The 23,044-nt window shown below is 72.4% G+C and carries 18 protein-coding genes and 2 pseudogenes; 9 read left to right on the forward strand and 11 right to left on the reverse strand.

All coding sequences use genetic code 11. The annotated features are described in order from the left end of the window. Positions 1-447: 447 nt before the first annotated feature. Positions 448-801: a hypothetical protein gene (locus ACF1A5_RS19360; RefSeq protein ID WP_392194081.1), complete on the forward strand. Its 354-nt coding sequence runs from the start codon at positions 448-450 to the stop codon at positions 799-801. A 333-nt stretch (positions 802-1,134) separates the two neighbouring features. Here ACF1A5_RS19360 and ACF1A5_RS19365 read toward each other — a convergent pair whose 3' ends face one another. The 4 genes from ACF1A5_RS19365 to ACF1A5_RS19380 all read right to left on the reverse strand — a co-directional run bounded on the left by ACF1A5_RS19365 (position 1,135) and on the right by ACF1A5_RS19380 (position 5,485). Then, entirely contained in the window at positions 1,135-1,344 is a 210-nt protein-coding gene (locus ACF1A5_RS19365) for a hypothetical protein (protein WP_392194082.1), read from the reverse strand. Positions 1,345-1,808: 464 nt separating this feature from the next. Next, entirely contained in the window at positions 1,809-3,215 is a 1,407-nt protein-coding gene (locus ACF1A5_RS19370; protein WP_392194083.1) for an MFS transporter, read from the reverse strand. 203 nt (positions 3,216-3,418) lie between these two features. Then, positions 3,419-4,609 carry an acyltransferase family protein gene (locus ACF1A5_RS19375; protein ID WP_392194084.1) on the reverse strand — a complete coding sequence of 397 codons (1,191 nt, stop codon included), beginning with the start codon at positions 4,607-4,609 and terminating at the stop codon, positions 3,419-3,421. A 381-nt stretch (positions 4,610-4,990) separates the two neighbouring features. Beyond that, positions 4,991-5,485 carry a DUF4234 domain-containing protein gene (locus ACF1A5_RS19380; protein ID WP_392194085.1) on the reverse strand — a complete coding sequence of 165 codons (495 nt, stop codon included), beginning with the start codon at positions 5,483-5,485 and terminating at the stop codon, positions 4,991-4,993. 325 nt (positions 5,486-5,810) lie between these two features. Here ACF1A5_RS19380 and ACF1A5_RS19385 point away from each other — a divergent pair, with 325 nt between their 5' ends. The 4 genes and pseudogenes from ACF1A5_RS19385 to ACF1A5_RS19400 all read left to right on the forward strand — a co-directional run bounded on the left by ACF1A5_RS19385 (position 5,811) and on the right by ACF1A5_RS19400 (position 8,772). Continuing rightward, positions 5,811-6,476, forward strand: a complete 666-nt coding sequence (locus ACF1A5_RS19385; protein ID WP_392194086.1) for a hypothetical protein — start codon at positions 5,811-5,813, stop codon at positions 6,474-6,476. A gap of 114 nt (positions 6,477-6,590) precedes the next feature. Then, on the forward strand, positions 6,591-7,532 hold the full coding sequence (locus ACF1A5_RS19390; RefSeq protein ID WP_392194087.1) for a slipin family protein: 942 nt from the start codon (positions 6,591-6,593) through the stop codon (positions 7,530-7,532). A gap of 57 nt (positions 7,533-7,589) precedes the next feature. Beyond that, positions 7,590-8,201, forward strand: a pseudogene (locus tag ACF1A5_RS19395) (ArsR/SmtB family transcription factor); the annotation flags it as partial. Positions 8,202-8,256: 55 nt separating this feature from the next. Next, positions 8,257-8,772 carry a glutathione peroxidase gene (locus tag ACF1A5_RS19400; protein ID WP_392194088.1) on the forward strand — a complete coding sequence of 172 codons (516 nt, stop codon included), beginning with the start codon at positions 8,257-8,259 and terminating at the stop codon, positions 8,770-8,772. A gap of 108 nt (positions 8,773-8,880) precedes the next feature. Here the strand turns inward: ACF1A5_RS19400 and ACF1A5_RS19405 are convergent, their stop codons facing one another. Next, on the reverse strand, positions 8,881-10,749 hold the full coding sequence (locus ACF1A5_RS19405; RefSeq protein ID WP_392194089.1) for an MFS transporter: 1,869 nt from the start codon (positions 10,747-10,749) through the stop codon (positions 8,881-8,883). 260 nt (positions 10,750-11,009) lie between these two features. Further along, positions 11,010-13,613, reverse strand: a complete 2,604-nt coding sequence (locus ACF1A5_RS19410) for a D-alanyl-D-alanine carboxypeptidase (RefSeq protein WP_392194090.1) — start codon at positions 13,611-13,613, stop codon at positions 11,010-11,012. A gap of 251 nt (positions 13,614-13,864) precedes the next feature. On the opposite strand from ACF1A5_RS19410, the gene ACF1A5_RS19415 reads away from it, so the two are divergent. From ACF1A5_RS19415 to ACF1A5_RS19425, 3 genes are all read left to right on the forward strand, one after another. Further along, positions 13,865-14,617 carry a GPP34 family phosphoprotein gene (locus ACF1A5_RS19415; RefSeq protein WP_392194091.1) on the forward strand — a complete coding sequence of 251 codons (753 nt, stop codon included), beginning with the start codon at positions 13,865-13,867 and terminating at the stop codon, positions 14,615-14,617. Between the two features lie 294 nt (positions 14,618-14,911). Further along, positions 14,912-15,769, forward strand: a complete 858-nt coding sequence (locus tag ACF1A5_RS19420) for a helix-turn-helix domain-containing protein (protein ID WP_392194092.1) — start codon at positions 14,912-14,914, stop codon at positions 15,767-15,769. 216 nt (positions 15,770-15,985) lie between these two features. Further along, positions 15,986-16,177: a DUF397 domain-containing protein gene (locus ACF1A5_RS19425; protein ID WP_356188912.1), complete on the forward strand. Its 192-nt coding sequence runs from the start codon at positions 15,986-15,988 to the stop codon at positions 16,175-16,177. Between the two features lie 278 nt (positions 16,178-16,455). Here ACF1A5_RS19425 and ACF1A5_RS19430 read toward each other — a convergent pair whose 3' ends face one another. The 5 genes from ACF1A5_RS19430 to ACF1A5_RS19450 form a co-directional block, all read right to left on the reverse strand. Then, entirely contained in the window at positions 16,456-17,574 is a 1,119-nt protein-coding gene (locus ACF1A5_RS19430) for an ADP-ribosylglycohydrolase family protein (protein ID WP_392194093.1), read from the reverse strand. 215 nt (positions 17,575-17,789) lie between these two features. After that, positions 17,790-18,239 carry a hypothetical protein gene (locus ACF1A5_RS19435; protein ID WP_392194094.1) on the reverse strand — a complete coding sequence of 150 codons (450 nt, stop codon included), beginning with the start codon at positions 18,237-18,239 and terminating at the stop codon, positions 17,790-17,792. 60 nt (positions 18,240-18,299) lie between these two features. After that, positions 18,300-18,866, reverse strand: coding sequence for a hypothetical protein (locus tag ACF1A5_RS19440; RefSeq protein ID WP_392194095.1), 567 nt, complete (start codon positions 18,864-18,866; stop codon positions 18,300-18,302). Between the two features lie 90 nt (positions 18,867-18,956). Further along, the gene (locus ACF1A5_RS19445) at positions 18,957-21,542 is read right to left on the reverse strand and encodes a bifunctional FO biosynthesis protein CofGH (protein WP_392194096.1); all 2,586 of its coding nucleotides are present in this window, start codon (positions 21,540-21,542) and stop codon (positions 18,957-18,959) included. 66 nt (positions 21,543-21,608) lie between these two features. After that, entirely contained in the window at positions 21,609-22,460 is an 852-nt protein-coding gene (locus tag ACF1A5_RS19450) for an LLM class F420-dependent oxidoreductase (RefSeq protein ID WP_392194097.1), read from the reverse strand. 205 nt (positions 22,461-22,665) lie between these two features. On the opposite strand from ACF1A5_RS19450, the pseudogene ACF1A5_RS19455 reads away from it, so the two are divergent. Beyond that, positions 22,666-22,935: pseudogene (locus tag ACF1A5_RS19455) on the forward strand (phosphoesterase); the annotation flags it as partial. Positions 22,936-23,044 lie beyond the last annotated feature (109 nt).

The raw sequence follows: 23,044 nt of genomic DNA on the forward strand, positions 1-23,044 counted from the left end.
CGGCAGATCACTGCCGACCTTGATCCAAACCTACCTCTTCCATGCGTATCTCACCGAGTGGCACAAGGCCGGTGGACTGTTCCGGAGGCATCGCGGCCATCCCCCGAACAGGGGCTTCCCGTCGTTACTGAAGCCATTGGGCCGTTCGGCGGAATTCAAGCCAGTGATACCGCCATTGGTTTCACGGACCGCCAGTTGTCCTTTTTCCTGCTCTCGGCCTTGATTCCAAGCCGGGACAGTACCGGCACGCGGCCACCTCCCCGACATCAATGGCCCATACAAGGGAGAGTTACGGATCTATCTGCGGTCTGTAACGCGCATCCTTTCCTCGGTCTCGTGTCGCCGTGGCGGGCCACAGTGTGGGGCCTCGGCACCGAGCCGGGAATTTCGGACCGCACACCCGGCCCCGGCCAGGGTCGGTGTGCACGAACGTGAGGTGACAGATTCATGTCTGTTTCTCGTACGACGGTCCGCCTGATCGCCACCTTCGTGGCTTCGGGCGCGCTCGTCGGCGCGGCCGCCATGCCGGCCCTGGCCGCCGGATCCGGCCATGACCGCGACAGCGGGAGGGGGTACTCGCAGAGCTACAGGAGCGACCACGACCGCCACTACGGCGACTGGGACCGGGACGGCGACCGCGACCGCGGCCGGCACCACGACCGGGACTGGGACCGCCGCTGGGACCACCGCTGGGACCACCGCTGGGACCGGGACTGGGACCACCGCTGGAACCGGGGCTGGCACCACGGCTGGTACAACGACCGGCGCTGGGATCACGACCGCTACCCCGGCCGCCGCTAGCCCGCCCCGGCGGCTGGGCTGTGACGCGGAGGCCTCCACCCTCTGCCACCCGTCGTCATAGCCGGCACGGCCGCCACACCCGTCCGGAGAGCCGAAGGCCGTTCCCTGCAGTCTTCGGCCCTCCGGGCCCGGGGGCCCAAGTACTGCCGCGCCGCGGCCGGCCGGGGCGACGCGGCCGACTCACAGCGCGGGAAGAGGAACCCCCAACGATCAAGCCCCCTGCCGGCGGAGAACCGCGGGTAGGGGGCTTGGTGCCGTGGTCGCCCATCGGCTGTCAGGCCGCCGTTCGGACCATCGGCGATCGCGTGGAGAGGAAGTCCCGCGATCCGGCGATCAGAAGGAGACCGTGATGCCGGCCTGGTGGTACTGGCTGACGGTGTCCACGACCTCGTCCTTGGCCGCGCCGAACTGAGCCGCGAGGTCCGTGCTGCTGATCGCCGTGGGACCGGCAGCGATGCCGACCTGCGGCCTCAGGCCGCCGGAGACGGCGTCGAGGTCGGCGTCAGAGATCTCAAGGGTCTGAACCTGGGGAGCGGAGTTCATGATGAAACTGCCCTTCGTATGAATGTTCCACAAGGGGGAGCGGCCGAGGTGGGGACGGACGGTCAGCCGCCATCGCAGCGCGCGTCATCCGTTTCCGGACGCCTTGGCGCGATCCCGGCGGTGCGAAGGATCAAATCACGTGGCGTGCCGGGCATCCAGTCGTCCTCCGCTCCAGGCAGGACAGTTGAAACGGTGGGCTTCTCATCCGTGCGCGCGCGTACACGAATTGGGGGCAGCTTCTCTACATCCAGCGCCGCCCGGGCAACCGTCGGCTCTTGCCACTACGGCTCCGCCGCGGACAACTCCGTATCAACGGAACGCAGTCGTGTCGCAATTGCGCCTTCGCTGTGCAGATTCGGTCGCAGAGCCGATTACGCATCCCCGGGGCCCGGTCAGCCCCTGTGCAAGGGGGCGTGATCGCAGCCGGCGACGCGTGGCCGCCGACGTCCGTCAGCCGTCAGCCGTCAGCCGTCAGCCGCGCCGTCGTACGCCGTGGCCGGGCCTGCGGCCTTCGCCTTGCTCTCGGTGGCGTGTGCTGACGTCGCCGTCGCGGGGGGCGGGAGGACGGCGGCGGTGGGGAGTCCGCGGGACAGTCGCAGCACGGTGGCGCACGCGAGCGCGAGGAGAGTGCCCAGGACGGCCCAGAGCAGTGGGGCGGCGGTGTCGAGGAGCGCGGAGAATCCCGCCGGGGCGAGTACGGCGGCAACGGCCCAGGTCAGTTGGTAGACGGCGAGGTAGCGTCCACGGACGTGGGCGGGGGCGATCTCGGCGGCCAGGGCGGAGGACGGGGCGGTGTGCATCAGTTCGCCGGCCGTGTGGAGGAGCGTGGCGGCCACCAGACCGGCCACCTGCCACCCGCCGCGGGGCAGGCAGGCGACCGCGGCGTAGGCGGCGCAGGAGGTGACGAACCCGGCGCCGCCCAGGGCGAGTGCGTGGGTGCGGCGGGACGTGGCCTGGAGCCGGCGTACGGGGAGCTGGCCCACGACGAGCAGGGCCGTGTTGAGCGTGTAGAGCAGGCCGAGGACGGCGGGGGGCGTGTCCAGGACGGTCACGGCGTAGAGGGGCAGGGCGACCGGCAGGACGGAGTGCGCGAGGGTGAACGCCTGCTCGGTTCCGACCAGCGCGAGGAACGGCCGGTCGGACAGGACCGCCCGGTATCCGCCGTGCTTCCGCGGTGCGTTGCCGGTGCCGGTACGGGCACGGACGCCGGTACGGGTGCCGGTGCCGGTACGGGCACGGACGCCGGTACGGGTGCCGGTGCCGGTGCCGGTGGGCCGGGACGTGCTGATCGGGCCGGGAGTGGCGAAGGCCAGGCATCCGGCGGCTCCGAGGAAGCTGATCGCGTTGATGACGGCCATCGTTGCGAAGCCGTGGTCGTCACCGAAGGTGAGAGCTGCCGCCGACAGCAGTCCGCCCAGGCCGAAGCCGACGTTGCGGGCCATGGCCGTCCAGGCGTAGAGCCTGTCGCGGTCCGCGCCATCGGCGATCGCGGCGGTGTGGTCGGCGGTCGCGGGGTAGTAGGCGCGGTCGCCCAGGGCGATCAGGCCCGCCACGGCGATGAGTGCCGGGAAGCTCCCCACCAGGGGGTAGAGGGCGAAGCCGAGTGCCCGCACCAGGTACGTGCCGATCAGGACGGGGCGGGAACCGAACCGGTCCACGAGGATGCCCGCCAGAGGGTTCGCCGCGAGGCCGAAGGCCGCCGCGACGGTGACCCCGAGTCCTACGGCCGTCGCCGGCAGGCCCGTCACCGCGCGGATGAACACCAAGGTCAGCGGTAGGTACAGGCCCGAGCCCAGTGCGTCGACGAACAACGCTACGAGATAGGCCATGCCTCCGGGGCGCCGGCGGGCCGGCCGGGAGGAGGCGCGCATGGCCCAACTGTCCACCGGAGGAGGCGTTTCCGCCTCGGGCGGTGGCCGTAGACGAGGGACGTGGCCGGTACCCCGATGGACCTAGGACTGCGGAGCGGCCGGCCCGCGCCCGGCGTCAGCGCGGACGTCTGTTCCCAGCACGGCACCCCGGCGCGTGGTCGGCGGACGTCGGTGGCGCCCGGGCGCGCGGCGGGAGCCGTGGGTCACGCCGCGCGGCCGAAGGTGCGCAGACGGGTGAAGGAGGAGTCGAGTCCCCGCTTCAGCAGGCGCGCGGACGGCCGCTCGACGAGGTGATGGACCAGCCAGCTCAGGATCAGGAAGACGGCGACGAGGAGGGCGACCAGCAACCGGGCGTCCATGGTGTCGCGCAGGCGGCTGATCAGCGTCGTACCGGCGACGTAGTGCATCAGGTAGAGCGGGTAGGTCAGACAGCCCGCGGTGGCCAGCCACTTCCAGCGCACGCGGTCGGTGCAGCCGAGCGCGACGGCCACCATGAAAAGAAGGAACGCCGTGAAGATCAGCAGGGACCCTCGCCAGCTGGAGACCCCTTCGTACGCGACCCGCAGGCCCAGCTCCCGCTGGCCCATCAGCCATGCCATGGCGAGGATGCCCCAGAGCAGCAGGTCCTGGCCGAAGCGGTGCATGAGGTAGAGGGCCAGGCCGGCGACGAAGTACCAGGTGCTGCTCGGGTCGGCCACCAGCACGAGCAGCGGGAAGCCGGACACGGGGGCGAGCATCGCGGCCGCGCCCCACACGCAGCAGAACACGACGACCCTGCGGTAGGTCAGCCCCATGGCGACCACGGCCATGAAGAGCAGGTAGAAGCGCAGCTCCGACCAGAGGGTCCAGTAGACGAGGTCCACGTTCGGCACGCCGGAGCCGGACTGCAGCATCGTGAGGTTCAGCAGGATGTCCCGCCCCTGCGGCCGCCGCCAGGCGCCCGGCAGGACGAACAGGACGGTGACGGTGAAGGCCACGGCGACCCAGTAGGCGGGGTAGAGGCGGATCACCCGGGAGACGAAGAAGTCCTTCGGAGCGCGGCCCCAGCACGACATGCAGATCACGAAGCCGCTGATCACGAAGAAGATCTCCACGCCGATCCAGCCGAAGGACGCGAGGTGGAAGACCGTGGGCATGATCTCGGACACCGGCCGGCCCCAGATCGCGTTGCCCGGCTGGTTCAGCCGCCGGGTGCCCGCGTAGTGGTGCAGGACGACCATGAGCGCCGCGATCAGGCGTATGCCGTCGATCACGTAGAGCCGGGGCCGGGCCCGTACGGCGGCGCCCGCCTTCCGCACCGGTGCCGTCCGGGGCGGCGGCTCGGCCACGGCGAGGCCGGCATGCCCGAGCGCATCACCGGCCGGGGGAAGCGGCTGCTGAAACCTGCTCCGCATCAGAACTGAGCCATCCTCACGAGGTGAACCGACGGGGGCCCGGGCCGGATGGCTCCGGACGGCTCACGCTACGTTCCCCGCGATCCCGCCAAACCGGGCGAACCGTGGCCATCCGCCTGTACGCCGGCCGAACTCCCGAAGACTCTCGCGGACACGCCACCCGACGTTCTCCGCCGCTTCACCCGACACGGACCGCCCTCACCCCGGTCGGCGCGGACTGCCCTGGCTCCACCCGACGCGGACCGCCGCCGCTCCCACCCGGCACCGGGTGCCGTCGGGGCCCCCTCCCGGACTCCCCTGTTCCCGGCAAGGCAGGAGCCCCGGCCGCACGGGGGGAAGCGGCCGGGGCTCCTCTGGGGGAAAGGTCTCGCGGTGGGAAGGTCAGGCGGCGAGGGGGACCTCGGTGCCCGGGGTGGCGGCCGGGTAGGCATCGACGACCAGGTTGAGCTGGCGCTGGATGTACCAGGTGTTCAGGCCGAAGACGAAGGCCAGCCAGGTGCTCGCGGCGGGGCTGCACGTCACCGGCAGGCCGGCCGCGCGCTGGGCGTTCGCGACGGCCTTGCCGGTGTTGTGGAACGAGATCAGCGGCGCGATCAGGGTCCAGCCCAGGAAGATCATGACGAGCAGGCTGCCCGCCGGGCTGAGGGCGCGGCGCCGGTCGAACTCCTGCAGCTCCTTGTGGATCTTGTAGTACCAGACCAGCTGGTAGATCCCGAGGGTGATCAGCGGCAGGCCGAGCCACACCGCGACGGGGCCGCGCCGCTTCATGGCCAGGCCGGTCAGACGCTGCGCGAGAGGGGCCCCGGGCGCAACGGCCCCGGCGGCCGGGCCGGCGGCACTCTGGGCGGCCTGGGCGGTGGGCTGGATGTCGTCCATGTGGTTTCTGCTCCCAAGACTGGTGCTGATCTCAGCCGGAGCAGACTGGCAGGCAAGTCGACGCGTTGTGAAGGTAGTTGTCGATTGAAGTGATTGTTTGTCACATGATCGTGATCAAGGCGGGACCATTTCGGGCGGACACCCCGATCGGGACCGGGTGACGACACCCCACCGACCGCGTGATCGGGGCCCGCCGACGGCCGGCCCGGTGCGCGTGCGGGCCATAATCGGCGCGTGATCGTTTCACTGCGCGAGGTCCGCGGGACGCGTCCGGGGACGAGGGTCCGCCGGGTGTCCGGGGGCCGTGGTCGGGAGGGCCGGACTGGTGGATGAGGAGCGCCGGCGGCTGCTGGTGGATGTGCTCGCGGTGGGCGCGCCGTACGGTCTGCTGCTGGCCGGCGGGCACGCGGTGCGGGCGCACGGGCTGGTGGACCGGCCGAGCCGGGACATCGACGTCGCCACCGAGAGCGCGGTGGACACGCAGGACATCGTGGGCGCGCTGCTGCGCGGGCTGGAGGAGCGCGGCTGGGGAGTGCGGGCGCCGGAGACCGAGCCGCTGGGCGGGCGACTGGTCGTCAGCGATCCGGTCAGCGGTGCGGAGTGCGCGGTGCAGGTGCTCAAGGAGGTGCTGTGGCGGCCGCCGGCCGAGACCGGGTCGGGCCCGGCGCTCTCCCTGGAGGACCTCGTCGGGACCAGGGTGCGGGCGCTGGCCGAGCAGGGGCTCGCCGCCGACCTCGTCGACGTGCACGCCGCCGCGGACCGCTGGAGCCACCCGGAGCTGGAGGAACTCGGCCGCCGCCACGCCGGGGACGCCTTCGACCTCGCCGACCTCCAGGCCCGCCTCGACGGTACGGAGTTGATCGACGACCGGGAGTTCGCCGCCCACGGGGTCGACGAGGCGGCCGTCGCCGGGCTTCGCCGGTGGGCGCAGGAGTGGGCGGACGACATCGGCGAGCGGCTGGCGGAGTCCGCGGCACCCGAGGACGAGTGACGGGCCGCCACCGTCGCTTTCTTGACGAAGTCCTGACACTGGCGGCCGCATCCTTTCCGTCGTGCGTCATGTCCTCATCGGTGTCTCAGCCGACACTTTGAGGAGTGGAGTGCCATGGAAGGCACCGTCGTCGCGGTCGTGGTGGTGGCCGTGCTGGCCCTGCTCGTGCTGCGCAGTGGGATGAAGGTGGTCAACCAGGTCGAGCGCGGGGTCGTGTTCCGCTTCGGCCGTGCGCGGCCGGGCTACCGGCAGCCGGGCATCACCTTCCTGATCCCGTTCGCCGACCGGATGCGCAAGGTGAACGTGCAGGTGGTCACCATGCCGGTGCCCACGCAGGAGGGCATCACCAAGGACAACGTCTCGGTCAAGGTGGACGCCGTCGTGTACTTCCGGGTGACGGACCCGGTGCGGGCCGCCATCGAGGTGCAGGACTACGTCTTCGCCGTCGGCCAGGTCGCCCAGTCCTCGCTGCGGTCCATCATCGGCAAGAGCGATCTCGACGACCTCCTCACCGACCGGGAGCGGCTGCACGAGGGGCTGGCCCTGATGATCGACAGCCCGGCCGCCGGGTGGGGCGTCCACATCGACCGCGTCGAGATCAAGGACGTACAGCTTCCCGAGTCGCTCAAGCGGTCCATGTCCCGGCAGGCGGAGGCCGAGCGGGAGCGGCGGGCGAGGGTCATCACCGCGGACGGCGAGTTCCAGGCCGCGCAGCAGCTCGCCAACGCCTCCCGGATCATGTCGGACACCCCGGAGGCCATGCAGCTGCGTCTGCTCCAGACGGTCGTGGAGGTCGCGGCCGAGAAGAACTCGACGCTCGTGATGCCCTTCCCGGTGGAGCTGCTGAGGTACTTCGACCGTGCCGCCCAGCACCTGGGCGGCACGGCACCGGCTTCGGCGGTCCCCGCGCGGGAGGCCGCGGCGCCCGCGGTCCCCGCGCAGGAGGCGGCGGCGCCCGCGGCACCGCGGCCGGCCGCCGAGGGCCGGGAGGCGCCGGCCGCTACGGCGCCGGAGCCGACCGTGGAGCAGGGGCCGGCGTCCGCCGAGCTGCCGTAGCCAGGGCCAGCGTCACCCCGGCCGAGGCCAGGGCCGTCGCCGTCATTGTGGTCGGCGCGGGACGACCTGCCCGAGCGTGCGGCCCGGCTCCTGGAGTACGTCTGGGCCGACGCCGTACGCCCGGACTGGGACCGGCGGCGGCGCGTCCTGGAGGCCGATGTGGTGGCGCGGACCGCGCAGGTGAGCCGGGGCGGCCGGGCCGCCGTGCTGGACGCGCTGCGGCCCGGGACGCGCCGGCTGGGTGAGAGCCGGCTCCAGGTCAACGCGCACGAGTACCCGCCGCGCGAGATCTCCGGCGCCCGGCTCGTCTTCGTGCCGGTCACCCCGCGGAGCGGCTGGGTGTCCTGGGAGGAGCCGCGCCGGTACGCCGTCGTGTGCCCGTGCGCGGGCGCCCTCGCCGGTACCGGCGGACGGCGGGCCCGCGTGCCCACGGCGCTCGGCGCGCTGCTGGGTCCCGGCCGGGCGCGGGTGCTGGTGCTGCTCGACTCCCCGCTCAGCACGGCCCAGCTGACCGCCGTCACCGGACAGGCCCTCGGCTCCGTCGGCCGCCACCTGAAGGTGCTTCTGGACGCGGGCCTGGTGGAACGCCGCCGGGCGGGCCGCTCGTTCCTGTACGTCCGCACCGGCGCGGGCCAGGTCCTCGTGGACACCGCGGGGGACACGGGGTGAGCGGGACGGCGGGGCGGCGCGTGGACGCCCGGACGGGCGGCGTTAGCATCCGGCCATGACCACTGCAGACAGCAACGGCGCCGCACCCCTCGAGGTGGAGATCGGCGCCCTCCAGGGCGGATCGGCGGACCTGAAGAGGTACGCGGGCCGGCCCGTCCTCGTCGTGAACGTGGCGTCCAAGTGCGGCCTGACCCCGCAGTACGCGGGCCTGGAGCGGCTGCACGAGCGGTACGCCGCGCAGGGCTTCACCGTGCTCGGCGTGCCGTGCAACCAGTTCCTCGGGCAGGAGCCGGGCAGCGCGGAGGAGATCGCCGAGTTCTGCTCGGCCACGTACGGCGTCACCTTCCCCATGACCGAGAAGGTCGAGGTCAACGGGGCCGGGCGGCACGCGCTCTACGACCGTCTGGTGGGCTTCGCCGACGCGGAGGGGCACAGCGGGGACATCCGCTGGAACTTCGAGAAGTTCCTGATCGGGCGGGACGGCCGGGTCGCCGCCCGCTTCTCCCCGCAGACCGACCCGGAGGCCGCCGAGGTCGTCGCGGCCGTCGAGGCGCAGCTCGGCCGGCCGTAGCCCGGATCGGGCGGTGGCACGGCGCGGACCGGGCCGTGGCGCGGACCGGGCCGTAACGCGGACCGGATCGTGGCGCGGCTCGGGGTCGTGGCGCGGCTCACCCGGGCGTCACTTCAGTTCCTCGGGGCACGGGGTGCCCCGGGGCAGCTGGTACGGCGCTGCCAGGCGGTAGGTGCCCGCCTTCGGTGCCAGCAGTTCCGTCCATCGGTCGCCCTTGGCGTCCTGCTCGGTCTCCCGCAGGCAGCCGTTGACGTTGACGTAGGTCTTCGACGCTCCTTCGGGCCGGTGCCGGGAGGCCTCGGTCTCCTGGGGCGGCTTGAGGCTCTTGCCCTCGGAGTCCACCAGGCTCAGCCAGGGCGAGTACGGGATGCGGATGAGGATGCGGCCCGCGTGGCGCACCTCGATCGTCAGTTCGCCCTGCTCGGCGCGGTCGACGACGGCGCCGGGCTCGGCGAGCGGTGCCGGGTCGGTCACCCGGAACAGCTGCCAGTTGGCGTCGCCCCAGATCTGCGTGAGGTACGGCATACCCCGCTGCACGAGCGTGCGTTCGCGTTCGCCGCCGTCGCCGTCCGGTTCGCCCTTGGGCAGCACCACGTAGTGGACGGCCCAGCGCTGGAGCCACTCGTGGTAGTTCGCGGAGTTGAGGGTGTCGTCGTAGAAGAGCGGGTTGCGCTCCATGTCGGCCTGGCGGTTCCAGCCGCGGGCCAGGTTGACGTACGGCGCGAGCGCGGAGGCCTCGCGATGGGAGCGGGCCGGGACCACCTCGACGCGGCCCTTCTCCGCGCCGACCTGCTGCAGCTGGTGGACGAGCGGCGCCAGCTCGCGCGCCCAGGAGGCGACGGGGGTGGTGTGGACGATGTCGTCGACCGACTTGAAGCCGATCCAGCCGACGAATCCGGCGAGGGCCACCGCGAGGGCGTACCAGGTGCGCGAGCGCGGGACGGCGAAGGGCAGGGCCGCCACCAGGACCACTCCGGCGAACAGCATCGACAGCCGGGTGATGTTCGAGCCGATCTGGGAGCTGACCAGCCAGACCAGGACGACCGACAGGCCGTACACCCCGGCCGTCAGACGGACCGTCGTCCACTCCTCGGGGACGAGGACGACACACAGGATCGAGTAGAACAGGGGCAGGAGCACCGAGGCGAACGTCATGGGCTGGGTGCCCGAGAAGGGGAACAGCCAGGCCGACACGGCGACCACCGCGGCGGGCGCCAGTCCCAGCGCCCAGGCGCCCGGCCGGCGCTTCTGCAGGAACAGCGCCACGGCCACCAGGCCCACGAACAGCCCGGCGACCGGTGAGGACATGGTGGCGAGCGCGGCCAGCGGAGCCGCCACCAGCGCCTTCGCCCAGCGTTTGTAGCGCCAGCGGTACGGCCAGCAGAAGACGGCCGCGACGGCGCCCAGCGCGAACGTCGTGCCCAGGCCGAAGGTGACCCGGCCGGACACCGCGTTGCACAGCAGCCCGAAGACCCCGGCCAGCGCGGCCCACAGCGGATTGCGCACCGAGCGGCTGCGGATGAGGACCATCGTCAGCAGGCCCGCCGACACCGTCCCCGCGATCATCATGGTCGTACGGACGCCGAGGACGGACATCAGATACGGCGACACCACGCTGTACGACACCGGGTGCATCCCGCCGTACCAGGCGAGGTTGTACGCCGAGTCGGGGTGGCGGCCGACGAACTCGGCCCAGGCGTCCTGTGCCGCGAGGTCGCCGCCGCTGTTGGCGAAGGTGAAGAACCACACGACGTGGAGCAGGCCCGCGAGGGCGGTGACGGACAGCGCGGGGTGCCGCAGCATCCGCTCCCGGACGGCCAGGACGACGGTGCCGCCCCAGGGCCCCCGGCGCGTAGGGCCGTTCGGGTGAACGGGTCCGTGGTCACCGTCCGTGCCGGTCGTGGACAGGCGTATTCGCGGGCCGGTCTCCGAGCCCGGATCGGCGTCGTCGGCGCGTGTCGGCTCCGCAGTGGCCACCTGAAGGCACTCCCCGTGTCCCGTCATTCCGTTCTCGGCCGCGTCCCGTTCGGGTGCCCGGCCTTTCCCCGTCCGTGCGCGGCCGGGTCCCGCGACCCATGACGTGCCCCGTTTCGTGACGCTAGCACGCACCCCGCCGGGCAGCCCCTGGAGTGGGGCCGCCCGACGGGGAGTGCGCGCCGGCGGGTGCGGCGCCCCGGTGACCCGCGGGCCGGCCGGGGCGGGCCGGGTGAGGCGCCGGCCGGGGACGGTGCGGTCGGTCAGAGGATGCGGGTCAGCTTGTCCGTGAAGCCAGGTTCGGTGAGGTCCTCCTGGAGGGCGACCGGGACCCGGACGGCACCGCCGGAGCCGTCACCGACGGTGAGCGTGCCCACCTTGGTGCCGGTCTTCGCGATGTGCGGCACCTGGTCGGAGGCGAAGGACAGCTTCACCTTCAGGCCCGCCCAGCCGACCGCCGGGACGTCCTCGGTGACGACGACCGGCGTGTGCCCGCCGAGCTGGTCGTCCACATAGCCGACGACGTCGCCCTTCTTCAGAATCTTCGCCGACGTCAGCGCGTTCTGCGCGGCGACCAGGGCGGTCTTGCTGACCGCGTTGACCGTGTCGAGGATCGAGGGCTTGTGCTGGCCGAGGATGGCGCCGACGACGGTGACCGTCTGGCCGCCGGCCTTCTTGCGCGCGGCGAAGAGCAGGTTGCCGCCGGCCGCGGTGGTCGTGCCGGTCTTGATGCCGATGGCGCCGATGGCGTACGGAAGCTGGTTGTAGTTGGGCCAGTTGCGCCCGGAGGGGTCCTTCCAGCTGGAAGCGCTGGTGATGGCGACGAGCGCCGGGATCTCCACCACCGCGTTGCCGAGCTTCACCTGGTCCTCGGCCGTGGAGACCGTGGTCTCCTTCAGACCCGAGGGGTCGGTGTACGTCGTGCCGGTCATCCCCAGTTCCTTGGCGGTGGCGTTCATCTTCTTGACGAACGCCGCCTCCGAGCCCGCTTCCCAACGCGCCAGCAGCCGGGCGACGTTGTTCGCGGAGGGAACCATGATGGCGGACAGCGCCTGCTTCTCGGTGAGCTTGTCGCCCTCCTTGACGGTGTTGAGCGTGGACTCGTTGTCCTTGTCGTAACCGCCCTCCTTCTCCGCCGTCGCGTCGACCGTGATCCGCGGGCCCTCCTGACCCGGCTTCAGCGGGTGGTCCTTGAGGACGATGTAGGCGGTCATGGTCTTGGCGACCGAGCCGATGGCGACCGGCGTCTGCTTGCCGAAGTGGTCCATCGTGCCGATGCCGTTGACGTCCATCCAGCCCTGGCCCTCGGTCGGCCAGGGCAGGTTCACCCGGCTGCCGTCGAAGGTGTAGCTGTCCTTCGCGGTGAGCGCGAGGGTGGGCGTGGGCAGCGGACGCAGGGCCTGCGCGATCGCAAAGACGATCGCGAGCAGGATGACCAGCGGGGTCCAGATCTTGACCCGGCGCACGGCGGTGCGCAGCGGGGTCTCCGGCGGCGGCGGAGTGTTCGTCAGCTCCGCCAGCAGGTCCAGCGGCGGCTTCGGCGGCAGGGGCTGCTGCGTGGTGCGCTCGGGGCCGAGCTGCGGGACGGGGGCGGTGGCGTCCGCCGGCACCTTCGGCAGCGCGGTCGTGGCCTCGGCGGCGGGCGCGGACGGCTTCGGCCGACGCGTCTCGGGCGCGTCCAGCGGCTTGAGCGCGACGAACTTGCTGGTGCGCTCGGGGTCGGACTCGGGCCTCTTGCCGGTGCGCTCGGCATCGGACTCGGGCCTCTTGCCGCCCAGCTTCAGCATGGTGGTGGGCTGGTCGACGGCGGGGCGGGACTTGGCGGCGCCGCCCAGCTTCAGCATGGTGGTGGGCTGGTCGACGGGGGGCTTGGGCTTGGCGCCGCCGTCGGACTTGGTGGATTCGCCGCCTTCAGACGTCTCGCCGGTTTCATCCGCTTGGGCAGTTTCGTCGGATTCGTTGGCGTCGTTGGCGTCGTTGGCGTCGTTGGCGTCGTTGGCGTCGTTGGCGTCGTTGGCGTCGTTGGCGTCGGAGGTGGCGTCGGCCTTCGGCGCGTCCTCGGCAAGGGGCTTGGGGGCGTCCTTCGGGGAGTCCTGGGGGGCGTCCTCGGGTTCGGAGGCATCCTCGGGGGCGGTGGCGGCCTCGGACTTGTCCCTGGACTCGTCCTCGGCGGTGCCCTCGTCCGTCGCGCCCGTGGTGTCGGCGGCGGGCTCCTCGGCGTCCTCGTCGGCGTCGGCGGCTTCCTCGGCGTCCTCGGCCGCGGCGGCGGGCTCCTCGACGTCCTCGGCCGCGTCGGCGGGCTCCTCGACGTCGGTCTCGGTGCCGGCGTCGGAGGCGGAGACGGAATCCTCGGTCCCGGCCGCGGCTTCACTCTTGGCGTCCTCGGCCGAGTCGGAGTCCTCACCGGACTCCTCGACGTCCTCGGCGCTCTTCGCCTCCGCCGGCCCGCCCTCGCCGCCGTCCGCGGAGTCCACCCAGGCGGCCACCGCGTCGCGCAGGCGCGCGTCACCCGCCGCACCCTCGGCCTCGGTCCCGGCCTCGCCGTCGTCGCGGGAGCCGCCCGCCGCGTCGGCCTCCTCGCCGTCGTCGGCGGCCTCCGCCGCAGCCTCGGCGTCCTCAGCGTCCTCGACGTCCCCGTCCTCGGCCTTCACGGCCTTCGGCGTCACGTCGCGCACGGAGAGCACCTTCGTCGCCGTGTCGACGCCGCCGCGCTTCCCGGACGCCCCGGAGTTCCCCGCCAGCGCGAGCCGGGGGTCGCGGACTTCGCGCCCCTCGCCCCTGGCCTCGGGAACCGGACCCGCGCTCCCCGACGTCGGTTCTGCCGACGACTCGCGCTGCTTCGACCTGTCGGGGGACTCGCCCGCCACCGATGCCTCCTCCTCGCGCCGCACGCCCCGCGTGCGCCTACCCAACCGTGAACCACCGCCCGGACGAAGCGGCCGTACCCACCCGGCCGTACCGCTGTCCGAACCATGTACCAGTGTCCTGTGTGCGGGCTATACCCGTGCGGTAGACGAGAACGACATATCTATCGGTTCCCTTACGAACCGGTCACGCGCCCTCGACAGACCAATGTGAGAGGGGTCACCCTGTCTTTCATCCACGCGGGGAGGCATGGATGGGCAGGAGCCGCAGAACACTTCCGGAGGAGCTTCTGCTGCTGGCACTGGACCCGGCCACGGGTACCACTGCACAGCCGCAGTCGCTCGACCTCGGTCTGGCCGGAGCACAGCTAGTGGAGCTGGCGCTGGCCGGACGGATAGCCCCAGACGGGGATCGTATCGCCGTGGTGGCACCACGGCCGACAGGAGATCCAACTCTGGACTGCGCGTTGGAGTTGCTGCGAAGGCGCGGCGCTCCGGTACGGGCCGTCCACTGGATCGGCGGGCCGCGTCTCGGGCTCCGCCAGATCTACCTGACGCATCTGGAGAGGTGCGGCATGGTCGCCGCCGTGCCCGGCCAGATGTGCGGGGTGCTGCCGACGACTCGCTACCAGGCGACGGACACCGCCATCAGCCGGGAGATCAGGTCCCGGCTGGACTCCGCGATCCGCACCGGCGTACCGCCGGACCCGCGGACCGCGGCGCTCGCCGCCCTGGCACACGCGGTCGGCCTCGGCAAGCACCTGTACCCGGGCAACGAAGGACGCTCGTCGCGTTCCCGGTTGCGGGACCTGATCAGGCACGACCCGATGGGCGGGCTCGTCGCGCACGCCGTGATGGACGTCCAGAACGGCGCTGCGGCCCAGCCGCGCCGCAGCCCGGGCCCGACGGGCCGCCAGGCCCCCGGCGTGAGGCCGGCAGCGGAACCCGCCCGCGGTGTCCCGATGCAGCCGCGCCACGGATCCATGGCGCGCGCCGTGGCCCACTAGCCGCACCGGCACCACAGCACCGCCGGGGCGCGGCGAGCCGCGCGCCCCGCACCACCCAGCGCCGCACCGTCAGTCCCCATGACCCGGTACGGAAGCCACCGGCGAGCGGGGTGGCGGGACCACGAGGTCCCGCCGCCCCGCCCGGCCGCATGTCCGGGCTTCTCGGGCGACCGGCCCAACTGACGCGTACGTGCCGCATATCCGGCGTTTTCCAGCGGTAAGAAGCACCGTGGTGGCAGTCTGCTCAGCAGCAGATACGCAAAGTAGAAGTATGCAGCCGGAGGTGCGCGTCCCGTGGCGTCCAATGTCAATCCCACCGTCAGGCGACGCCGGCTGGGCCAGGAGCTGCGCAGGCTCCGCGAGCTCAAGGGCATGACGGCCGAGGAAGTGGCCGAGCGGCTGCTGGTGTCGCAGTCGAAGATCAGCCGTCTGGAGAACGGGCGGCGCAGTATCAGCCAGCGCGACGTCCGCGACCTGTGCGGGGTCTACGAGGTGGAGGACCACCGGATCGTCGACTCACTGATGCAGATGGCCAAGGACTCGCGCCAGCAGGGCTGGTGGCACTCCTTCGGCGACATCCCCTACAGCGTCTACATCGGCCTGGAGACGGACGCGGCGAGCCTGAGAGTGTACGACCCGCAGGTGGTGCCGGGGCTGCTCCAGACCCGTCAGTACGCCGAGTCGCTCATCGCGGGAGCGCTGCCCGAGACGGCGTCCGCGGACATCGAGAAGCGCGTCCAGGTCCGGATGCGGCGGCAGGAACGAATCTCCGCCGCCGAGAACCCGCTGCGCCTGTGGACGGTGCTGGACGAGGCAGCGCTGCGCCGGGTGGTCGGCACCCGGTCCCTGATGCGCGATCAACTCGAGTACCTCGTCGAACAGTCGAACCTGCCGCATGTGACCGTGCAGGTCATCCCGTTCGACATGGGGGCGCATCCGGGCCTCAACGGCCAGTACGCGATCCTGGAGTTCCCGGACGCGGCCGACTCCAGCGTCGTCTACATCGAGGGCGTCACGAGCGACTTGTATCTGGAGAAGGCGAACGACGTCCAGAAGTACAGCGTGATGTACGAGCACCTTCGGGCGCAGGCCCTGAACGTGGAGCAGTCGCGCCAGTTCATCGCGGACATCGCCAAGGACTACGCACGCTGAGAGGTGCGCGCACATTACACTTCGCCCGGCCGAATTGGAAGCTCCAGTGGTATATGCCATCCGGTCGAGTGAATAGTCGCTTCGGATGCCGAGCGTGGCGAGTAGCGTCGATCACGCCAACGGACACCAACGTTGGCGCAAACCGCGCGGTGGGTTCCCGAACCGGAACGCGTCGTGCGGTGACAGCAATTCGACAACTTGCAATCCGGAGCAGAAATGGCAATTCGTCAGGGCGCCACGGACACGTGGACCAAGTCCTCGTACTCCACGGGCAACGGCGCGTGCGTCGAGGTCAAGTCACCGGTGGTCGCGGCCATGGCGGTCCGGGACTCCAAGGTCCCCGCGGGCCCGGTGCTGGGCTTCCCCGCCGCGGCGTGGAACGCCTTCGTGGCCTCCGTCAAGGCATGAGGGGAGGGTCTTCCTGATCCTCGCCGACGCCGGGACCGACCCCGGCACCGTCGTCAACCGCACAAGCACCATCGCAAGAGCCCTCTCGACCAGTTCGCCGTCCTCGCCGAGGGGGCTCGGCTTGTGCCCTACCGCAGCCCGTCGACGCACGTGTCCATGCCCGCCGCGGCCGGTACGAACGGCGCGGCAGCCCCGACCGCCCGTCCCGGCTCCGGCGGGGCGGGGCACGACGTGGTGGGCGGCAGCCGTCGCAGGGATCCTCCGCGGCCTCCGGCCGGTCAGGCCCCGCGCGGATAGCGGGCCAGCCACCCCGGGGACGACCCGGCGGGTCCGTGCAGGGCGGGTCCCTGGGTCATCTCCATCGCGAAGTCGTCCGCCAGGACCAGCAGCGTGGGACGGCCCTCCAGCTCGGCAAGCCAGGCCGGCGGGAGGGCCGTCTCGCCGTGCAGGGCGCCGAGCAGACCGCCGGTGAGGGCGCCGGCCGCGCCCGAGGGCCCGCTCTGGTTCACCGCGAGGCACAGCCCGTGCCGGACGTCCTCGCCGACGAGGGCGCAGTACACGGAGGCGGCCAGCAGCCCCTCCGCCGCGCCCTCCCCCACCACCTCCTCCACCCGGGACGGGGTCGGCATCCCCTGCCGCACCGCGCCGAGGGCGTGCTGGAGGGCGTCCGACACCGGCTGGTGCCCGGGGCGCACGGCGAGCAGCGCCAGCGTCTTCTGCACGGCGCCGTCGAGGCCGTCGCCGCGGGCGAGGGCGTGCACGATCGCGGCGTACGCGCCGGCCGTCAGGCAGGCGGCGGGGTGGCCGTGGGTCTGCGCCGCGCACTCCACGGCGAGCTGCATGACGAGTTGGGGCTCCCAGCCGACCAGGAGGCCGAAGGGAGCGGAGCGGACGGCCGCCTCGGGGCCGTGCTCACCCGGGTTCTTGGGCACCTCCAGCGTGCCCATGGTCTCGTCGCCGAAGCCGGTGAGCAGCGCCCGGGTGGGGTCGCGGCGCGCGTAGAGCCACTCCTCGCGGGCCAGCCAGCCGTCGTCCTTGCGGCGCTCGTCGGGGCCCCAGTCCCGCTGGGTGGCGGCCCAGCGCAGATACGCCCGGTGCAGATCGGTCGGCGGGTGCCAGACGCCGGTGTCCCGGCGAACCTGCGCCCGGATCAGCCCGTCGAGGGAGAAGAGGGTGAGCTGGGTGAAGTGGGTGACTGCGCCGCGCCGCCCGTAGGACGGAGCGAGGTCGACCAGCCCCTCGGCCCCGTACGCCTCCCGCATCCCGGCGAGGTCCAGCCGGTCCGCCGGCGCCCCCAGGGCGTCCCCCACGGCCACCCCGAGCAGGGTGCCGCGCACCCGGCTGCGAAAGTCCTGCTGCTCACCGCGTCCCCAGACGGCACCGGACGTCGTGCTCACCCTGGCCTCCTCCCGGCACCGTCCGTACGTACGACAGCTCAGCACTGTATTCGAACGGGAACGGTGTGTTCAGGACCAGGATCGGTACCGGAAGTGGAGCCCGGATGGTCGCACCGTGAAGACTTCCCAAGCGTGGCGGGTGACGTTGCCCACGTGCGCCGCCGGGTCACGGGTCCGTGCGATCTCCGTGGGGCGAGGGGGCGAGGGGCGGCCGCTCACCAGGCCGGGGGGCGGGAGGGGTCCTCGCTCGCGGTCTCCTTCGCCCAGTCGACGGATCCATGGTCCGTCCGGGCCAGGATCCCCGGGTCCGGTGGGAACTCGTCGTCGTGCGGCCCGCTCCAGTACCGCCGGGTGCGCGGGAGAGGTATCTCGACCAGCCTGCCGTCGTGGATCATCCACAGGCCGAAACAGTCGTCCTCCTCGTCGTGGATCAGCACCTGCACCGACTCCGGTCTGGGCCACGGCAGGGACTCCAGGTGCTTCAGCAGCCCGGAGCGGGACCCCACCCGGACGAACTCCGCACCCCAGCCGAACCCCCAGTTCCCACCCGGGGCCATCGCGTGGAAGACGCCCTTCCAGGTGCGGCTGTCGTCGTAGCGGGTCAACGGCTCCATGATCTCGTCGGCGTCCTGCGCCAGCACGATGACCTCGGCGATTCTGCTCATGCCCGCATGACAGCGCCCCCGCGCGTCCACCCGCAACCGATTTCGGCGGCCGGCCGGTTCCTACTTGACGACCGTCACCTTCGTCGGGGCCGAGGTGAACGTCCACAGAGCCGTGCCGTCGGGCTTGGGCATGCGGATGCCGCCGGTCTGTTTGCCCGCGGCGGGCGGGGGCGGCGAGGAGCCGTCCACGGCGTTGGAGAAGGCCACGGAGACGCCGGACTTGGCGGCGAAGTAGACGATGTGCTCGACCTGGACGCCGTCGGAGCCCGTGGTGGCGGCCAGGCGGTGGGAGACGGCGTAGGTGCCGGGGTCCGGGTCGACCGTGCCGGGCCAGACCGTGAACGTGCGGCTGGGCGAGTCGCTCGCGTCGACCAGCCAGACCCGGTGCTGCCCGACGGAGTAGACGATCCGGCGGCCGGTCCCGGTGCCGGGCGGCACGGCCGGCGGAGCGGGCTTCCGCGGGGTGGCGGAAGGACGCGCGCCCGCCGACGCGGAGGCGCTCGGCCGGGCGGTGCCGGCCGTCGGGTGAGGCCCGTGGTCCGCCTGCACCGCCAGCACGACGACCGCTGCGACCGCTCCCACGGTCAGCCCGCCGACCCAGGCCCACGACGGTATTCGGGCAGGCATGGGCACGCATCTCCTCGGCTACGGTGCGCCCCTCCGGCGGGGGCCGGATCATCGTACTGTGGGCCGGCCCGCGCTCCGGCGACCCGGTGGTCAGTCCAGGACCGGCAGCAGCTCCGGCAGGTGGCCGTCCGAGGCCGTCGCGGTGCGCCGCCGTTCCTCGGCGACCTCGCCGTAGACCGTGGTGCGCGGCTTCGCCGGGCGTCCGGCCGCCTCCGCCACCGCGATCAGGTCCTTGACCGACTTGTACGAGCCGTAGGAGGACCCCGCCATGCGGGAGATGGTCTCCTCCATCAACGTGCCGCCCAGGTCGTTGGCGCCGGAGCGGAGCATCTCCGCCGCGCCCTCGGTGCCCAGCTTCACCCAGCTGGTCTGGATGTTGGGGATGTGGGGGTGGAGCAGGAGGCGCGCCATGGCCGTCACCGCGCGGTTGTCGCGGGTGGTCGGGCCCGGGCGGGCGATGCCCGCCAGGTAGACGGGGGCGTTGGTGTGGATGAAGGGGAGCGTGACGAACTCGGTGAAGCCGCCCGTGCGTTGCTGGATGCCGGCGAGGGTGCGCAGATGGCCGAGCCAGTGGCGGGGCTGGTCGACGTGGCCGTACATCATCGTCGACGACGAGCGGATGCCCAGCTCGTGGGCCGTGGTGACGACCTCGATCCAGGTCGCCGCCGGCAGCTTGCCCTTGGTGAGGATCCAGCGGACCTCGTCGTCCAGGATCTCCGCGGCCGTGCCGGGGATGGTGTCGAGGCCGGCCTCCTTCGCCGCCGTCAGCCACTCGCGCACGGACATGCCGGTGCGGCTGGCCCCGTTGACGACCTCCATCGGGGAGAAGGCGTGCACGTGCATGCCCGGCACCCGCTCCTTCACCGCCCGCGCGATGTCGAAGTACGCCGTGCCCGGCAGGTCCGGGTGGATGCCTCCCTGCATGCACACCTCCACCGCGCCCACGTCCCACGCCTGCTGGGCTCGGTCGGCGACCTGCTCCAGGGAGAGGGTGTAGGCGTCGGCGTCGGTGCGGCGCTGCGCGAAGGCGCAGAAACGGCAGCCGGTGTAGCAGACGTTGGTGAAGTTGATGTTGCGGGTGACGATGTACGTCACGTCGTCGCCCACCGCGGACCTGCGCACGTCGTCCGCGATCCGGCACAGCGCGTCCAGCGCCGGGCCGTCCGCGTGGAGCAGCGCCAGTGCCTCCTCGTCCGTCAGCCGCGTCGGGTCGTCGGCGGCCGTGCGCAGGGCGGCCCGTACGTCGGTGTCGATGCGCTCCGGCGCCATCCCGGGGGCGGCCGCCTCGCGCAGGGCGTCCCAGTCGCCGTACACCTCGTCGAAGTCGGCGCGCCGGTCCGACGTTCGGCCCTCGGTGTCGATCGACGTGTGCAGATCCGTACGCCCAGAGGCCGTGAACACCTCCTCCGGCTCCTGCCACGGCCGGCCCTCCACCACGGCGTCCTCGCGCGCCAGCCCGGTCCGCGGGTCCGCCAGCGCCCGCACGTGCGGCAGCAGCCGCGGGTCGAGCCAGGGCTCGCCGCGGGTGACGAACTCCGGGTAGACGCAGAGCCGTTCGCGCAGCTCGAAGCCGGCGGCCGCCGACCGCTCGGCCAGCTGCTCGATCTGCGGCCAGGGGCGCTCGGGGTTGACGTGGTCGATGGTGAGCGGGGAGACCCCGCCCCAGTCGTCGATGCCGGCGCCGATGAGCCGCTCGTACTCGGCGTCGACCAGGTTGGGCGGGGCCTGGAGGCAGGCGGACGGGCCCATGATGTGCCGGGCAACGGCCACCGTGGCGACCAGGTCGTCCAGTTCGGCGTCCGGCATGCCGCGCATGGCCGTGTCCGGCTTGGCGCGGAAGTTCTGGATGATCAGTTCCTGGATGCCGTGGTGGGCGCGGGCGACCTTGCGCAGCGCGAAAAGGGACTCCGCGCGCTCCTCGTACGTCTCGCCGATGCCGATGAGGACGCCGGAGGTGAAGGGGACGGAGGAGCGGCCGGCGTCCTCCAGGACGCGCAGGCGCACGGCGGGTTCCTTGTCGGGGGATCCGTGGTGGGGGCCGCCGGGCTCGGACCACAGGCGGGTGGCGGTCGTCTCCAGCATCATGCCCATGGAGGGGGCCACGGGCTTGAGGCGCTGGAAGTCCGTCCAGGTCATGACGCCCGGGTTGAGGTGGGGCAGCAGCCCGGTCTCCTCGAGGATGCGGACGGAGACGGCACGGACGTAGGCGATGGTGTCGTCGTAGCCGTGCGCGTCGAGCCACTCGCGCGCCTCCGGCCAGCGGTCCTCCGGCTTGTCGCCGAGGGTGATGAGGGCTTCCTTGCAGCCGAGTTCGGCGCCCCGGCGGGCGATGTCGAGGACCTCGTCCGGCGACATGAACATCCCGTGCCCGGCGCGGCGCAGCCTGCCGGGCACGGTGACGAACGTGCAGTAGTGGCACTTGTCCCGGCACAGCCGGGTCAGCGGGACGAAGACGCTCTTCGAGTAGGTGATGACGCCGGGCCGGCCGGCCGCCTCCAGGCCCGCGTCCCGCACCCGGGCGGCGGACGCGGCCAGGTCCCGCAGGTGCTCGCCGCGCGCCTGGAGCAGCACCGCCGCCTCCGTGACGTCGAGGGCGACGCCGTCCCGGGCGCGTTTGAGGGCGCGACGCATGGAGTTCTCGGTGGGGCCGGTTCCGGAGGCCGCGGAGGTCGTCATTCTTCGAGCATACGATCGCGGTGATCAGACGGGCGGAGTCCCGTCGGGCCCCGGAGCCGCGTCCCGTCAGGCCCCCAGGAAGGCCGCGAAGCCGTCCAGGGCGCGCAGTACCTCGGCCTCCCCCGCCGCCGGCAGCTGGACCACGACCTCCTCGATACCGAGGTCCGCGTAGTGCGCGAGCTTGCCGGGGGTGGGCAGGACGGCGTACGGGACGACCTGGAGGGCGGCCGGGTCGCGCCCGGCGTCGGCCCAGGCGGCGCGCAGCACCGGCAGCGACTCCGCCAGGCCGCGCCCGCCGATCGGCAGCCACCCGTCGGCGTACTCGGCGATGTGCGCGAAGAGCTTCGGGCCGGCCGCCCCGCCGACGAGGGTGCGCGGCCCGGCGACCGGCCCGCGCGGCTTCTGCGCCGGTTTGGGGAAGGCCAGGCTCGCCCGCACGCTCCCGAAGGGGCCCCGGTGGACGACCGGTTCCTCGTTCCACAGGGCGCGCATCAGCGCCATCCGGTCCCGTACGAGGTCGCGCCGGCCGCGCCAGTCGACGCCGTGGTCCGCGGCCTCCTCCACGTTCCAGCCGAATCCGAGGCCGAGGGTGAAGCGTCCGCCGGAGAGGTGGTCCAGGGTCGCGATCTGCTTGGCGAGGACGATCGGGTCGTGCTGGGCGACCAGGGTGATGCCGGTGCCGAGGCCGAGCCGTTCGGTCACCGCGGCGGCCTGGCCGAGGGCGACGAAGGGGTCGAGGGTGCGGCCGTACTCGCGCGGCAGCTCCCCGCCCGCCGGGTACGGGGTGGTCCGCTCGACCGGGATGTGGGTGTGTTCCGGCAGGTAGAGCCCGGCGAAACCGCGCTGTTCCAGCTCACGGGCGAGCACGGTGGGGGTGACGGTCTCGTCGGTGAGGAAGATCGTGACGGCGATCTGCATGGCGGCGGCCTCTCGGTGCGCGGCTGATGCCCCCTCTTGTACCGGCGGAAGCCGCCGGAGTCCATACCGACCGGTCGGAACCACCTGTCCGGAAACCGTCCTCCCCCGCTCCCCGAAAGCCCACGATCGCCTTCCCTTCCCCGGTGGTTCACGCCTGAGCACCCGGGGTGCACGGCGCCACCCACGACCCGCCGGGAGCGGCGGCATGTGCCAGGGCGACCACCACCACGGCCGGCGGACGCCCCTTGTTCGTGACGGGGGCAGAGGCGGCCCTGACGTTGGGAAGCGTGACCTTCGCGAGCCGCGCCGAGGCGGCGGACGGCGACCGGCGGACCCGGACGATCCACGGCACTCTGCCGCCCGGTCGCCGGACTACGTGTACGTCCCGGTCGAAGTCCCGTCCGGCGTGCGGGAGCTCAGGGTCTGCTACACCTACGACAAGCCGTCCGTCCCGGCCGGCACCCCCGGCAACGCACGGCGTCTTCGACGAGTACGGCGCTGCCGTGGTCGCTGTCGCCGGCCGGCGCGTTGCCCCCCTCGTGAACCTGACGGGCCGTCAGCGACCGGAATACGGTTCGATACGG

Origin of the sequence: Streptomyces sp. NPDC014864, assembly GCF_043081525.1 — a bacterium.
Lineage (GTDB): Bacteria > Actinomycetota > Actinomycetes > Streptomycetales > Streptomycetaceae > Streptomyces.